The organism is Rubritalea marina DSM 17716 (assembly GCF_000378105.1).
In the GTDB taxonomy this organism is placed as follows: domain Bacteria; phylum Verrucomicrobiota; class Verrucomicrobiia; order Verrucomicrobiales; family Akkermansiaceae; genus Rubritalea; species Rubritalea marina.
On sequence record NZ_KB899252.1, the window covers coordinates 174,658 to 189,928 of the forward strand.

Annotated in this window: 15 protein-coding genes; 5 read left to right on the forward strand and 10 right to left on the reverse strand. The window is 52.5% G+C overall.

The window, feature by feature from the left end:
- Positions 1 to 16: 16 nt before the first annotated feature.
- On the forward strand, positions 17 to 955 hold the full coding sequence (locus tag F454_RS0106560; RefSeq protein WP_018969843.1) for an ROK family protein: 939 nt from the start codon (positions 17 to 19) through the stop codon (positions 953 to 955).
- 28 nt (positions 956 to 983) lie between these two features.
- On the opposite strand, the gene F454_RS0106565 is transcribed toward F454_RS0106560, so the two are convergent.
- Positions 984 to 1,910 (reverse strand): methionyl-tRNA formyltransferase, encoded by a 927-nt coding sequence (locus F454_RS0106565; RefSeq protein WP_018969844.1) that lies wholly within the window; start codon positions 1,908 to 1,910, stop codon positions 984 to 986.
- Positions 1,911 to 2,095: 185 nt separating this feature from the next.
- On the opposite strand from F454_RS0106565, the gene F454_RS0106570 reads away from it, so the two are divergent.
- Both F454_RS0106570 and F454_RS0106575 read left to right on the forward strand, forming a co-directional pair.
- Entirely contained in the window at positions 2,096 to 2,770 is a 675-nt protein-coding gene (locus F454_RS0106570; RefSeq protein ID WP_018969845.1) for a phage tail protein, read from the forward strand.
- A 176-nt stretch (positions 2,771 to 2,946) separates the two neighbouring features.
- Positions 2,947 to 3,783, forward strand: a complete 837-nt coding sequence (locus tag F454_RS0106575) for a PEP-CTERM sorting domain-containing protein (protein ID WP_018969846.1) — start codon at positions 2,947 to 2,949, stop codon at positions 3,781 to 3,783.
- A 140-nt stretch (positions 3,784 to 3,923) separates the two neighbouring features.
- Here the strand turns inward: F454_RS0106575 and dnaJ are convergent, their stop codons facing one another.
- Entirely contained in the window at positions 3,924 to 5,066 is a 1,143-nt protein-coding gene (gene dnaJ, locus F454_RS0106580; protein WP_018969847.1) for a molecular chaperone DnaJ, read from the reverse strand.
- Between the two features lie 24 nt (positions 5,067 to 5,090).
- A complete protein-coding gene (gene grpE / locus F454_RS0106585) occupies positions 5,091 to 5,720 on the reverse strand; it encodes a nucleotide exchange factor GrpE (RefSeq protein WP_018969848.1) in 630 nt (209 codons plus the stop codon).
- A 131-nt stretch (positions 5,721 to 5,851) separates the two neighbouring features.
- Between grpE and F454_RS0106590 the strand changes: the two genes are divergently transcribed.
- Positions 5,852 to 6,289, forward strand: coding sequence for a hypothetical protein (locus F454_RS0106590; protein WP_156817168.1), 438 nt, complete (start codon positions 5,852 to 5,854; stop codon positions 6,287 to 6,289).
- 187 nt (positions 6,290 to 6,476) lie between these two features.
- A complete protein-coding gene (locus tag F454_RS14445) occupies positions 6,477 to 7,517 on the forward strand; it encodes a transporter (RefSeq protein WP_018969850.1) in 1,041 nt (346 codons plus the stop codon).
- Positions 7,518 to 7,586: 69 nt separating this feature from the next.
- Here F454_RS14445 and F454_RS0106600 read toward each other — a convergent pair whose 3' ends face one another.
- From F454_RS0106600 to F454_RS16090, 7 genes are all read right to left on the reverse strand, one after another.
- Entirely contained in the window at positions 7,587 to 9,059 is a 1,473-nt protein-coding gene (locus tag F454_RS0106600) for a DUF1501 domain-containing protein (RefSeq protein WP_018969851.1), read from the reverse strand.
- The gene (locus F454_RS0106605) at positions 9,047 to 12,277 is read right to left on the reverse strand and encodes a DUF1553 domain-containing protein (RefSeq protein ID WP_018969852.1); all 3,231 of its coding nucleotides are present in this window, start codon (positions 12,275 to 12,277) and stop codon (positions 9,047 to 9,049) included. Before F454_RS0106605 ends, F454_RS0106600 begins: the two co-directional genes overlap by 13 nt.
- A gap of 47 nt (positions 12,278 to 12,324) precedes the next feature.
- Complete coding sequence (locus F454_RS0106610) at positions 12,325 to 12,978, reverse strand: DUF502 domain-containing protein (RefSeq protein WP_083912910.1); 654 nt, start codon at positions 12,976 to 12,978, stop codon at positions 12,325 to 12,327.
- Positions 12,979 to 12,995: 17 nt separating this feature from the next.
- Positions 12,996 to 14,006 (reverse strand): diacylglycerol/lipid kinase family protein, encoded by a 1,011-nt coding sequence (locus tag F454_RS14450; RefSeq protein WP_083912911.1) that lies wholly within the window; start codon positions 14,004 to 14,006, stop codon positions 12,996 to 12,998.
- A 5-nt stretch (positions 14,007 to 14,011) separates the two neighbouring features.
- Positions 14,012 to 14,590: a Maf family protein gene (locus F454_RS0106620; RefSeq protein WP_018969855.1), complete on the reverse strand. Its 579-nt coding sequence runs from the start codon at positions 14,588 to 14,590 to the stop codon at positions 14,012 to 14,014.
- Between the two features lie 188 nt (positions 14,591 to 14,778).
- Positions 14,779 to 14,970 (reverse strand): hypothetical protein, encoded by a 192-nt coding sequence (locus F454_RS0106625; protein WP_018969856.1) that lies wholly within the window; start codon positions 14,968 to 14,970, stop codon positions 14,779 to 14,781.
- A gap of 38 nt (positions 14,971 to 15,008) precedes the next feature.
- A partial coding sequence (locus tag F454_RS16090) for a transposase (protein ID WP_018969857.1) occupies positions 15,009 to 15,271 on the reverse strand: 263 nt, incomplete at its 5' end.

Below are 15,271 nucleotides of genomic sequence, written 5' to 3' on the forward strand. Positions count from 1 at the left end.
CCACTCATCAAGCATCATGAAATCTACTGACAAAGCAATCGGCATCGACTTCGGAGGCACCTCCATCAAGTTTGGCGTCGTGCAGGGCAAACATATCCTTGCTGACGCACCCTTAGTCATCCCCAGCGAATACCATGATCCGGCAGACCTCATTGATGCCATCGCCGACACCGTCAACATTCTTAAAGAACAACACCAAGACATCGTCGCCGTCGGTGCCGGAGTACCTGGGTTTGTCGACACACCAACAGGCCGAATCCACAATCTAAGCAATGTCCCAGGCTGGACCGACATCCCATTCCGCGACCTACTCAAAGAAAAAACAGGCCTGCCCGCCATGGTCGAAAACGATGCCAACGCCATGGGTGTGGCCGAATGGAAACAAGGTGCAGGAGTCGGATTCGAACACCTCATTTGCATCACACTCGGCACCGGTGTCGGTGGCGCAATCATCGTCAACAACCAACTCGTGCGTGGCTCTCGCTTCGTGGCTGGCGAACCCGGCCAAACCTCCATTTACTACAATGGCCGCATCGGCGCCTACAACAATGCCGGAGCACTCGAAGACTACATCGGCAACCGTGAATTCGCCGCCGATTCACAACAAGCCTACCAAGATGCAGGAATCGACAAAGACCTCTACGAATGCTCACCAGCTGCACTCGCTACCGCGGCCCATCAGGGCGACGTGATCGCACTCGCTTGCTGGGATGACTTCGCACGCAAACTCGCCTGCACCCTTGCCAACTGCTGCTGGCTTCTCAACCCCGAGGCCTTTGTCATCGGCGGCGGCCTCAGCAAAGCCGGCCCCATTCTCTTTGGCCCACTTAAAAAGCATCTTAACAGCCAGCTCAGTAGCCCCTTCAAAGACCACCTGCAGCTCATCCCTGCACACTTCTCCAACGAAGCGGGTATCATCGGCGCAGCCACTCTGGCCATCGAAGCCGCACAATAATTTCAAGGACCGCGCTCAAGCAGGGCCGCTACAAAAAGCGTTCGCCCGGCTGTGCTTCATACAAGCTGCGGAATCTTTCCCCTGAACAAAGGACATCGTTGCTGTAGACCACGGTGACCTTGAGGCAGCTGCTATCAGTGCAGAGAATGTAGAGCCCGGGGTCATTCGGCACATCAACTATCGTACCGGCTGGCTGCTGTGGCCTGCTTTGCAGCGGAAGGCACTCCGCCTCAGCCAAGCGCAGGGGCAGGCCTCGGAAACTAGTGATCCCCCCCTGCGAGAGTGAATTCGCAGCACGTATCAAGCGCTCAAGCTTCCGCCCCTCCATCGTCTGCCAGTCGACAATTAAGTCCTTTTGTGAGGCGCGCGGGTAGTACTTTGCTTGCGATGGATCCTGCTCGCACAGCTCAAGGGGGCCTTGTTGGAGTGCAGCCACCAGGGCCTGAAACATCTCCGGTGCGAGGGCGCTGACTTTACTTAGAAGAGTCGCATGCGTGTCCTGTGGCGCAATATTACAGTCTCTGACCTCGAAGATTGGGCCCGCATCAAAGCCAAGCTCCATGCGGTGCAAGCTCATCGCCGCGTGGCTCTCACCCTGCACCATTTGCCAGAACAAAGGAAGCGGCCCACGGTACTGCGGCAGCGTACCCGCGTGGAAATTCCACGCACCATGCGGCGCGAAATCCAACACCGCTGCAGGCAGGCGGTAAGGAAAGGTATTCGCCACCAGCAGCTCAGGCGCACGATCGCGCAACCATGGCAAGAGCTCCAACTCCATCCCCTCCTCTGAAAGCTCCATGATTGGCACCTGAAACCTCTCTAAAAAACGCTGCACCACTTCCTTATTCGGAAACGAAGAACTAGGCAGCACCACCCCCGCCAATTGCCCAGCTTGAGCCATCGACTGCAACAAAAACAAAGCCACCTGATGCGAACAAAATACCACCGCTTTCATGCCTGAAAACTAACACCCAAAAAGAGGAACTCAACAGCCAAAAAACACCCATCACAGAACCTAACTGATACTACTAACAAAAGGTGAATTTTACCTTGCCACACCTAACAATCAACACTAACACTAACAACGCATTAGTTAGAATGCTCACGGTATAATAAAACACAAACGAAAACACCCACACTATGTCTGATCCACTCATCGGAGAAATCAAATTATTCGCAGGCACATTCGCCCCACGCAACTGGGCCTTCTGTGCAGGTCAAATACTACCAATCAACCAATACCAATCACTCTATTCCATCATAGGATCCATTTACGGTGGCGATGGCCGCAGTACCTTTGGCCTGCCTGACCTGAGAAGCCGTGTGCCGGTGCATGCCAGCAGTGGCAGTGTCCCTGGTCGCACCCCATATCCACTTGGTGCCGCGGGTGGCGTGGAGACAGTCACTTTGCTTCCTACTGAAATCCCAGCCCACAATCACCAAGCCGCAGCTGACACCAGCCAACTTGGGATCAACGTAGACACCAGCGGCCTCGACGTGGCGGTGGACACTTCTGGCATGGGGGCGAAGGTTGCCGTTTCTACAGAAGACGCTGATCGACGTAACCCATCTGGCGGCATCCTTTCACAAGCACCTGGCTATTCTACGGAAACACCTGACGGAGAACTCGGCGGCGTGTCTCTGACAGGATCAGCCAGTGGCACTATTTCAGGAACAGCAACCGCCAGTGCTTCTGGTAATCTTCCCGTTGCGATAGGAAACACAGGGGGCAGTGGCGCCCACGAAAACCGTCAGCCATTCCTCGCCCTGAACTACATCATTGCCCTCGAAGGGATCTACCCGCCACGAAGCTAAGCTCACCAAGCGCCTTAAACAAAGATCGCTTTCACCCCAGCCCGCTTGCGCATCGCAAGCGGGCTTTTTCATTCTCAACCAACATTGGAGGTGATCTAGCACTAGCTAACAAAAAAACTGTTGCACTCTAACACCAATCCCATTATAAAAAAGCGATACCAATATCATTACGCAGAATGAAAACTCTTACATCCCTCAAGTCAGTAGGCCCGATCGCCTGTGTAGCATCAGTGCTGGTATGCGGATCAGCAAGCGCGGTAACGACCCAGATTTATCAAGAATCCTTCGAAGACGACAGTAACATATACGGCGGAGGCTTTTCACCAACCGCAGCTGACCGCGGCTACAATAGCGGTCAGGTATTTGATACAGCAAATGATACAAACGATTATTGGTATCGCTCAGATAAAACAACCATCGATAGCTTCACTGAGCACGTCGAAATTGGAACCGTTATTGGCGATTATTACTGGGCTGCTCAAGACTTACCAGACATCTTAAATGACCCATCACCCAGCTCTATTAAAACGTTAACTATTGAAGGAATCGATATTGCCTCACAAACTGGGCTTTCGTTCGCATTCCTCGTAGCTGCTAACCCGGGAGATACGGGAGCTAGTACCAACTATGACCATCAAGGGGGCCTCTCTGATGGCTTACTGATTGAATACAGTATTGATGGCGGCTCATATCAAAACCTACTCGCGTTTCGCCCTCAATCCCCAACCTCCGACACCTCCAGCAATACTGGGCATCTTGCATTAGATACGAATTTCGACGGTCAAGGGGATGCTGTGACAACATTGACCCGCGCCATGCAAGAGTACACGGCCAACATTGGATCAACTGGCACGACTCTCGATTTACGCTTCACGGTCACGCTTGACGGCGCTAATGAATATATTGGCATAGACAACATCCGCATCAACGCAGATGCTATTCCAGAACCATCCTCCAGCATGCTCTTTGGCCTTGGTGCCCTCGGTATGATCGCGCGCCGCAAGCGCCAGTAGGCTAGACTGAGAAACAGATTTTCACCAAAGCGAGCCCCTCTCCGAGGGCTCGCTTTTTTTACAAGCTCGACTCGGGTACAAAAAAAGTGCGAAGCGGCGCGGTGGCCACTTCGCACTGAAATTGAGTTTCTACAGCTCGCTTATTCGAAGAACTTCTTCGCCTTGGCAAAGAACGACTCTTGGATTGGAGAGTTCTTCTCACCAATCGACTCGGAGAATGCTTGAAGCTTTTCCTTCTGCTCGGAGTTGAGCTTGGTTGGCACTTCCACGTGCACTTCCACGTGAAGGTCACCTTTCGCCCCATAAGAAAGGTCAGTGATTCCCTTTCCACGTAGGCGGAAGGTTGTTCCCCCCTGCGTGCCAGCAGGGATTTTGATGGAAGACTTACCCTCAAGAGTAGGCACCTCCAACTCGCCACCAAGGGTAGCGACACTGAATGGCACTGGAATCTCACAATGCAAGTCGGCTCCATCGCGCTCGAACATGTCGTGCGGCTCGATGTCGATGAAGACGTAGAGGTCGCCTGCTGGGCCACCACGTAGACCTGCATCACCATTGCCCGCGGAGCGCAATCGTGTGCCACGGTTCACCCCAGCAGGGATACGAATTTTGATACGGGAAGTCTCTTCCTTTCGGCCTTGGCCATTACAAGCGTCACACGGATCAGTGATCACTTGGCCAGCACCTTGACACTCCGGACAAGTCGTTTGCTGAACAAAAATACCCGCCTGACGCGTCACCGAGCCAGAGCCACCACATGTCGTACATGCCTTCGCGCCAGTTCCACTTTTGGAACCTTTACCACTACACTTCTTACACGTCGCTTCCTTCACGATCTCGAGCTCCTTCTCGCAACCAGCAGCTGCCTCTTCTAGGGTGATATCTAAATCATAGCGCAGGTCACTGCCCGGCTGAGCCACCGAACGACGGCGCGAACGACCACCTCCAAAGAATTCTTCGAAGCCGCCACCGCCGCCTCCAAAAGCACCCCCAAATACTTGGGAAAAGATGTCTGACGCATCGTGGAAGCCACCGCCACCACCCATGCCGCCGCCCTCAAAGGCTGCGTGTCCGTAGCGGTCGTAGCTCGCACGCTTTTCTTCATCAGAGAGCACCTCATAGGCCTCGCCAATTTCTTTAAATTTTGCCTCGGCCTCGGCATCATCAGGATTTTTATCCGGATGGTACTTGATTGCCAATTTGCGATACGCCTTCTTGATCACCGAAGCTTCCGCATTGCGGTCGACTCCAAGGAGGTCGTAATAATCTGATTTGCTTGCCATACTCTTGTAGTTTCCTCTGTGCGATTAGTCTTCAGCCTGTTCACCGGCGGCCTCAGCCGACTGAGCGACCACGACATTGGCAGGACGAATCAAGCGATCCCCCATCATGTAACCTTTGCGCATGATGCGGATGATTTGCCCCTCTTCAAATTCCTCGGAAACTTCCTGCGACATCGCATCGTGTTGTTTTGGATCAAATACTTCACCTGGCTTGAGCTTGACCTCCTGCACGCCCTGCCCTTCGAGGAAGCCATCTAGTTGCTTCTGCACCATCTGCATGCCCATGTAAATCATCGACCCTGCGTCCTGCTCAGAAGCCGCCATTCCCATACCAAAATTATCAATCACTGGGAGGAGGTCTTCAATCAGGCGTTGGTTGCCAAAGCGAATTGCGTCAGCCTTTTCACGCGCTGTGCGCTTGCGGAAGTTTTCGAGATCCGCGATACTACGGATCAGCTTGTCTTTAAGCTCTGCTACCTCTACCTCAAGCGCCTCTTCGCGCGTTAGTTCGGGCTGAGGCTCAGCCTCTGCAGCCTCTTCGAGTTCTTGCTCGATCTCGGCATTGATCTGCTCTGCGGTTTTACCGACATCCTCAGAGGAGGCCTCTACCGGCACTTCCTGCTCACCTGCGTTGCTAGTATTATCTTGTTGCATGAGGCACTCATAACTTGTTGGGCAATATGGTCAACCCAACATCAAAAAATTTCCCGGATTTTTTACCCATCCATCGTCTAGCAATCACCAGACTCACTGGCATGAATCAACCAAGACTTAGCTGATTTTACTTGAGTCCCTCAGACACCACGGCTACCTACAGCGGCGACATGCTTCGCCTCATCGCAAAGATCCTTGTGACACTCGCTGCCATCACCGTGATGCAGCTACCCACGGCTTTGCTTCAATTGACGGCTTGGTCGCAGATGCTTGCCGACCGCATTCCTGATCAAGGAATCGAACAAGCCATCCACTCGACCTTCGATGGCTCTAGCCCATGTTCACTCTGCCTGGCCACCCAAGAAGTGCAAAAAACTCAGCAAGAATCTGACTCCGAACATACAACGACGAGCACGCCATCTGTCGACAAGTTCAGCCGCTACAAGCTGAGCAAAGTCACTCCGCCAATGGCTCCATCAGGCCAGCGTCTCAAGCTATCGATACCCATCACCTTCCCCCCAGTCTCGCCTGACTTTCAGGTTCCCACGCCTCCGCCCCGAAACGCCTAGTGCGTCATTCTCACGTGGCCTCATAACGCCACCCCTAAGCTCAGGCATTCTCGCCTGCTAGCAAGCTACGGCATTTCCATGCGCGCAACTTATTGATTGCTGCCTCGCCGTTTCCTGACCCCGGGCAGCCGATTGCCCGCAACGAGCCCCCCCCTGCTCACTCCATTACAAAACGTAACACACAACGATGAAACTTTACAACACACTCGCTCTCGCCTCCCTCGCCACCATCAGCCCAGCACTCGCGCATTCAGGAAAGGATACCTTGAATTCGGGCAACAAATGGTACGGAGCTCGACCAGATGGTCATGCCCCGATTTCCGTGATGGCCGAGCACACCCATAGTGCCGGTGAATGGATGGCTTCCTATCGCTACATGAACATGCAGATGAATGGACTCTACATGGGAGATTCCAAGATCAACCCAAATAGCACGAACTACAACATGGTGCCAGAGGACATGGAGATGCAGATGCACATGGTAGGCGTCATGTACGCACCTACCGATGAGCTCACCCTCATGGCCATGACCAACTACATCGAGAACAGCATGACCATGCTCGCCACGAAGGGCATGATGGCAGGCCGTAAAAGCACCATGAAGTCTAGCGGCTGGGGCGACACCTCGATTGGCGGGCTTTACAAGTTCCACGACGCCAACCGCGCACGCGCGCACGTAGGACTCAACCTATCGCTGCCTACAGGTTCCACCAGCCAATCATTCACCATGATGGGGAATCAACGCCACCAGCCATTCGGCATGCAGCTTGGCTCAGGCACCTTCGACCTCCTACCATCCATCACCTACCTCCACCAACCCAGCGACAACTGGTCATGGGGCGCTCAAGCCAATGCCCGCCTGCACCTCGGCACCAATGACCAAGGTTATTCGCTCGGCGACAGCATCGGTGCGCAAAGCTGGATCGCTCGCAACGTCTGTGAATGGGCCAGCCTCTCACTAAGGCTCGGAGCAAAAAGCTGGAGCCGGATTGACGGCGACACCGACAATAGCGTGAATCAAGGCATGATGAGTACCATGTCATCCGCCGCTGACCCAAACAACTACGGCGGAACTCGCATCGACATTGGCGCTGGGCTTAACCTCTGGCACCCAGGTAATGGATTCCGTGTAGCTACTGAACTCACCACCCCGCTCTATCAGCAGTTAGATGGCCCACAACTCGGCAATGACTGGACCCTAACACTAGGCACTCAGTACGCTTGGTAAGCTAAACCAAGGAAAGCGAACAACTCTACAAACACCCTAGGTTTTCATATGAAACCTAGGGTGTTTTGTTTAAGCTAAAATATCTTTGACCACCTTGCCGTGCACATCGGTGAGGCGGAAGCGACGCCCTTGATACTGGTGTGTGAGGTGCTCGTGATTCACGCCTAAGAGGTGCAGGATAGTCGCTTGTAAGTCGTGTACGTGAACAGCGCCAGATTCGTAGTGGTGCTTGGTAGGACTGATTGGCACTCCTGAGGCATCGACAATGTTGTAACCATAGTCGTCGGTGGCACCATAGCTAATACCAGGCTTCACCCCTCCGCCCGCCATCCACATACTGAAGCATCGCGGGTGGTGGTCGCGGCCATAGCTGGTTTTTGAAATCGCTCCTTGAGAATAAGATGTGCGCCCAAATTCTCCTCCCCAGATCACTAAAGTATCGTCTAACATCCCTCGTTGCTTGAGATCTTTAATCAATCCCGCGGATGCTTGATCAGTTTCTTGGCATTGATTACGAATTCCATTAGGTAAATTACCGTGTTGATCCCAGCCTTGATGGTAGAGCTGGATGAAACGCACCCCACGTTCCGCTAGGCGACGCGCCTGCAGGCAATTGGCGGCAAAGGTTCCCGGTTTACGCGCGTCATCTCCATAGAGTTCAAGAACATGCCCTGGTTCATCGCTCATGTCAGTGACTTCTGGCACACTGGTCTGCATCCGATACGCCATCTCGTACTGGGCGATTCGACTCTCGATTTCAGGGTCTAACTCCCGCTCGAACTGAAGCCGGTTAAGATCATTCACTTTATCTAGCAATGCCCGTCGCCCCGACTGACAGATTCCATCCGGATTTGAGAGGTAGAGCACGGGATCTTTCCCAGAGCGGAACTGTACTCCTTGGTACTTTGAATCAAGGAAGCCCGCCCCCCATAATCTTGAGTACAATGGTTGGCCACCTTGGCCAGCGGAATTCAAGACAATGAATGAGGGCAGGTTTTCATTGAGCGAGCCAAGCCCATACGACAGCCAGGCTCCCATCGACGGCCGCCCTGCAATCTGTGAACCAGTCTGGAAGAAAGTGATGGCAGGGTCGTGGTTGATCGCCTCGGTGTACATCGACTTGATCACGCAGATGTCATCCACAATCTCGCGATGGTGCGGTAAAAGCTCGCTGAGCCAGGTGCCAGATTCTCCGTATTGGGCAAACTTGAATTGTGAACCAGCAAGCGGGAACGACGACTGGTTCGCAGACATACCCGTGAGGCGTTGACCTCCTCTAACCTCTGGTGGCAATTGCTCGCCGTTGAGTTTGTTGAGTAGCGGCTTGTAGTCGAACAAATCTTGCTGGGCCGGCCCACCAGACTGGAACAGATAGATCACACGCTTCGCCTTGGGTGCATAATGCGCCAAGGTAAAGGCAGCACGTCCTTCACCTAACAACGAGCTCAATGCTGCGCTACCAATCCCAGCCATCGCCGACTTGAAGAAATGCCTGCGATTGACGGCCATCAGGTCATTGTAATTACTCGCTATCTTTTCCATACACTTGCATCTAAATTAACCATGGCTTGGCAGAGCACAGTCATCGCAGCCAGCTCCACCGTTTCTATTGCTTCGTTCACCTTCGACTCACCATGAGAAACTAACTTTTTGGCAGCATCACCACGTTCACGATAATACTCTAATTGCTCCTGATAGAGAGCTAACAACAATTGCATTTCCTCCTCTGTTGGCGCTCTACCAGTCAGGCTCAAAAAGGCATGACGCACACGAAGATGGTGGTCATCACCCTGCAACATCACCTTGGTGGCCAGCGCCCTAGCAGCTTCTACAAATTGGACATCATTGAGCAGAACCAATGCCTGCATGGGCGTGTTGGTGCTGGAGCGTTTGACGCTACACACTTCACGGCTCGTGGCATCGAATGCTGTCATATTCGGCAATGGTGCGGTGCGTTTCCAGACCGAGTAGATGGATCTCCGAAGCAGCGCATTCCCTTTGCTCTGACGGTATGCTGGCGACATAGAGTTCGACTCACGCCAGAGGTCTTTCCCCGGTTGGTAGGGTGACACTGGGGCTCCACCCATTTGTGGATTGAGTAAGCCTGAAGCCACCAGCACCTGGTCTCGAAGTTGCTCGGCACCTAGCCGGTGCGCTGGCCCACGAGCCAACCATCGATTCTCTGGGTCGCGCTCAAGCACCTCTTTTTTAACAGATGAGCTCTGTCGATAGGTCGCTGATAGAACGATTTGTTTATGCAATCTTTTGATGTCCCATCCGTGCTGGATGAAGTCACGGCTCAACCAATCGAGCAACTTGGGATGAGATGGTAGGCTCCCCTGCAGCCCAAAATTATCTGAAGTTCCAACGAGGCCATTGCCAAAAAAGTTTTGCCAAACTCGGTTCACGAAGACTCTCGAGGTGAGTGGATGGCTAGGATCTAGCAACCATTGAGCCAAGCCTAGTCGATTCTTGGGCTGCCCTTCAGGAAAGCGTGGTAAAATTTCTTCAAAGACATCACGCTCGACGCGATTCTCTTCATGCTTTGGCGAATCATACTCCCCTCTTTCTAGGATATACGTTGGCCGAGGATCCGGGAGCTCTTTCATGATGCTAACTTCAAAAACACTATTCTCGATACTCACTTGATGCCTGCGTGCCTCATTGAGCTTCACCTTTGCTTGGTGCACAGCACCCGCATGGTGCGTCAGGGAATATTCACGCAGCATACACTCACTGTGCTCTTCCTTACGGTAGCGAATTACTTTTGCATACATTCCAGAACTCAGGGCATTCAGCTCAATGGCCGTTAAATCGCGCTGATAAAGGAAGATGGAATCTAATGCGCCCCCTTTGAATCCACGACCTCTGAAACGAGGTCCTAAAGTCAATGGCTCGAGCCCATCTCCTTTTCCTGTGGCACTCTTGAGTAGTACATCACTCCCCAATTCTTCGACTTCGACCAATACTCCATCGATCGACAATTGCATACCGCTGGCATAGTTGGAGCCGTCATACGCGAAGGCAACCTGATGCCACTTTGCCTGCTTCAGAGGAACTTTGCTGCGAATACCAATCCCATTTCCTGGCCAAACCCGGTAGAGTCGCAGCTCCATGAAGCCGTCACGTAGCAGCACATCAAAGCCATTGTAGCCGACTTCAGTCCCCCAAGTCTTATGAGCAACTGCTGCAGTGATGGGCGACTTTTCATTATCCTTTATGCGAAACCCTAGGCTGAAGGGATGCCCGCGCTCAGTAGCCACCTCAGTGTGGAGCTTGACCAATTGGTCTCCGTTGAATTGGACCGCTTGCCCGGAGGGTCCGACGATCGGCTTCAGCCCATTTGCTGAACTTGGCTTTTCCTTTGCATTCACCAAATTCTTCACTGATCTGAGTGCCTCTTCAAATTCGTAATGCCCACTCAATCCATTCAAAGCCGAACGAAAGTCGACTTGCTTTTTCCATTCTTGGAAACCTGGCTCAGCCGCTTCTTTTGCCAACTTCAATTCCTTCTCGGCATGCGCAATTCTATTCCTAGCACCTTCTAACGATTTTTCCTGTTGGGCATTCGGCAAGAGCATGGTCGGCGACGGCACCTTGGAGGGATTATCATACAATCCATTCTCTGGGATAGAATTGAAGAACGCGAAGAGGCTGTAGTAGTCTTTGGCACTTATTGCGTCGTACTTGTGGTCATGGCAACGAGCACATTCCATTGTCAAACCTATGACTGCGGTGCCAAAGGTGTGCAAACGGTCTGCCGCATTCTCAACCAAAAACTCCTCCTCAATCGACCCACCTTCATTGGTCAAGCGATGCAGACGATTGAACGTTGTCGCCTGCAATTGCTCACGAGTCGGACTCTCTAGCAAATCACCTGCTAGGTTGTAAGTTAGAAACTTATCATAGCCTAGGTTGTCATTGAAGGCCTTAACCACCCAGTCACGGTACGGCCATTGATTGTTGAGTTTGTCAGACTGAAAGCCATAAGAATCGGCATATCGAGCAGCATCTAACCATGCGACAGCCACGTGTTCACCGTAATGCTCACTCGCTAATAGTTCATCGACCATCGCTTCGTACTCCGCTTCTGACTTGCCTTTAAAGCGCTCAATCATCTCCAAACTTGGAGGTAAGCCAGTGAGATCGAATGAGGCCCGGCGCAGCCAAGTCAATGGCTCTGCCGCGGAGTTCGGTGAGAACCCTAAGTTTTGGTGTTGGGCGGACACGAAGTGATCAATCGACCCTTTTGGCCAATGCAAATCAGAAACTTCAGGAACTTCGACATCTTTGGGAAGGTCGATGAATGCCCAATGTTCTTGATAGGTTGCTCCTTGATCTATCCACTCTTGAATCAGCTGTTTCTCCTCTTGAGTAAGATCAATCATAGAGTCTGGCGGAGGCATCACCTCGTCCGGATCTTGGCTGATGATGCGCTGCCACGCTACCGATGCTGAGCTATCACCCGGCACAATCGCATGCCCTTGGCCTTCTTTGAGTGCTGAATAAGCAGCTTCAGCGGTATCTAGGCGTAAGCCTGCTTTATTATTTTTCTCATCTGGCCCGTGACAGAAAAAACATTTGTCCGACAGGATCGGACGAATGTCCGAATTGTACTCAACTAGCACTTCAACATCTGTCGAGACTGGCATCGTTTCGGCTTCATCCTCGGCTTTGTCGCAAGCAGAAAATAACAACAATGAGCCACACAACACACTCTTGTGGAAACACTTAAACGCCGCCCATTTGGATTCTCCCATCAGAACAAATCTATACGACAGGATCTCTATTATTCTATCAAGTGAAACTATACTGGCGCCACGAGTCCTGCGGAAAGAACCATCTTACTCGCTTGCTCGACGGTCATCGAGCTGGGCTGTACCTTGTCATTATCGATCAACAACAGAAAACCCGTGAGCGGGTTCGGGCTCGTGGGGATAAAGACGGAGGTCACTTCATTCCCGTCCTCCACCAATGTTGACTCGCTCGTCACAAAGCCAATCAAGCGACAACCTGGACTCGGATACTCCACATAAACCACGCTCTTAAACTGGCGGTCTTTACCAAGCTCGTCGATCGCCGCGACAAACTGCACCAGGGACTTGTAGACAAAGCCAGCAAGCGGCAAACGCGTGGCCACATTCTCTATTCCCTTCAGGATCGCTGAACCCACACGGTTCCGCACGATGAGTCCGAGGACCAATAAAATACACAATGGCAACAAAAAGTGTACCAAGCCGAGTGCTGGCACCCGCTCCAACAATTGCTCTGGCTCGGTGCTTGGGTTCCACAGCTTGATCACCGCATCAGTGATCATGTCGCCCACCCCCAATAAGGAACGGTACACGATGTAGAGAATCCAAATCGTCCCCATCACAGGCACCAGTGCCTTGAGGCCGATAAACATGACCTTGGACACTCGTAGCCCGAGGGATTTGCTAGTTACTTCGCTCTGTTCCATCAACAAAAACTATACCATCACTTTGGCGACTGACCAGTGATAGAATGGATATCTGCATTCGCTTTTTCCACAATCTTTCGGTGCAGATTCATCCACGAATTCCAGAGTTGCTGCAGCCCACCTTCTTGTCCCTCTGGTGCCAGCACCTTGAGCTTATTCTTCGCCGGTGAGAAAGCCACCTCGGTCGCGCGCCCAGCGTATTCGCCATCGATTTCGATCGGCACCTCACGATTGCTTGTCACCGTAAATTCATCCGCCTGCACGTACTCCACTGATGAATCGACCAAGTCGATCACCCCCGCCATCCCTTTGATCGAATCGAGCACGAGCTTGTAGCCAGATTCTTTAAAAATCAATAGATCCAGCATGTTGTCTTCATTACTGGCATTCGGAAAAAGCTTCATTTGTCCGCCGTATAAGGATCCATTCCCCACCAACACAGCCACCCCGTCGAACACTCGACCATCGGCACATCGCACCGTCATGCTAGGAGGCTGATCCCCCAGGACCTTGACCGCAGACATCAGATACGACATCGGACCAAAGAGGTTCTTCATCTCGCTAGTGGTTTCTTCAATCACCTGCGCGTCAAACCCCACTCCTGCCATCTGCACAAAAGCCTGCCCATTAGCCTCAAATAAATCCACCTCGCGAATGAACCCGGCCTGGATGATCTCTAGCGCTTTCTTGAGATTCGAGGTCTGCATATTCGGTACCGGAATGCCCATTTCACGGGCAAAAACATTCATCGTTCCTGCGGGCAACACACCAAGCGCCGTCTGTGAGCCTCCAAGACCATGAATCACCGCATTCAAGGTGCCATCACCACCAGCAGCGAGCACGATCGGCTCACCAGACCTTGCGAAATCAGACGCCAAGTCGCGCGCATCATCAGCATCACGTGTGGCGTATAGCACAAAGTCCTGTGCATGGCTCATCAAAAAACGCAGCGCCCTCCGCCCCTTTTGACTGCGGGCATTGGGGTTAAATAAAAGAGGATAGCGAGCTTGCGAGACGGTATGATTCATCGGTTTTATTGCGGCTTAGGGCTTACTCCAAAAGCGATGAGGGTGCTGTGTACCAGCTCCTGAGGCATCCCAACCACATTGCTGTAATCTCCCACCACTTGTTCAACTAGCATGTCACCATAATGCTGAATTCCATAGCTGCCAGCCTTATCCATCACATTCACTTTGGCAATGTAGTCCTCAATCACCGCATCGTCGTAGCTTTTAAAATGCACCTCCGTGATCTGGTGGAACCTTTGCTCAGTCCCCGCCGCAGCCACACACATTCCAGTGCACACTTGATGCACTGAGCCAGAGAGGCGGCGTAGCATTTCCCTCGCCTCATCGAGACTCTTAGGCTTCCCAAGCGGCTCCCCATCCAGAGCCACCAGAGTGTCCCCAGCCAACACGATGCCATAGGGGAAAAGTGACACCACCTCGCGCGCCTTCAGCGCCGCATTCGTCTCACAGAGATTCGCAATCCCCATGCTGGCATCATGCAGTTCCTCCACCTCAGCTTTGATGACATCAAATTCAAATCCTAGCTCGGCCAGCAATTGCTGACGACGCGGTGACTCAGATGCCAGTATCAAGCGTTTTTGCATGCTAACACATCACCATCAGACGCACGAAATTGCAACACAAAGCGCTCAGCCCTTGCTCCGAAACTTGTTCCCACCACTAGCGTGCAAGCCCCACTACTAGCAAGAGCCACGATGCAGCCTATCCTTCCGATCAATGACAATGCGGACACAGCCGCGTCATGTCTCCACCCGGATCCATATCCGTGCATTTAACGCGTCTCCAACATCCGCAGCACCACAGCTCGCCATTGCGTTTTGAGTGCATCGCGCTCGGACTCATCCATCTGCGGCTCAAAGCGCTCTCCAGCGCCCAATAGCGCCATCACCTCTGCTTGGTCTTTCCAGAACCCCACCGCTAGTCCCGCCAGTGCCGCAGCCCCAAATGCTGTGCTCTCAATCAAATGCGGGCGAAACACAGGAACTCCCAATAAATCAGCAACTATATTCCGTAAATTTCTTTTTTAACCAAAGAATTGAGATGGATAAGAAGTTTCCGAGCAACAGCAATCACGATGGCTCGACCTGCTTTTCCCGCGTCACGAAGTCTAGCTCCAAAGCTTTTTAGTTCAGGGTTATGTCTCAAAGCTACTACCGCAGCCATGTAGAGAGCTGTTCGTGGCCGAGCGCGTCCACCGTATATTTTTCTCACTCCCTTGTAATTCCCGCTTTCAAAGTGAAGAGGGGCTAAGCCTGTGAGTCTGG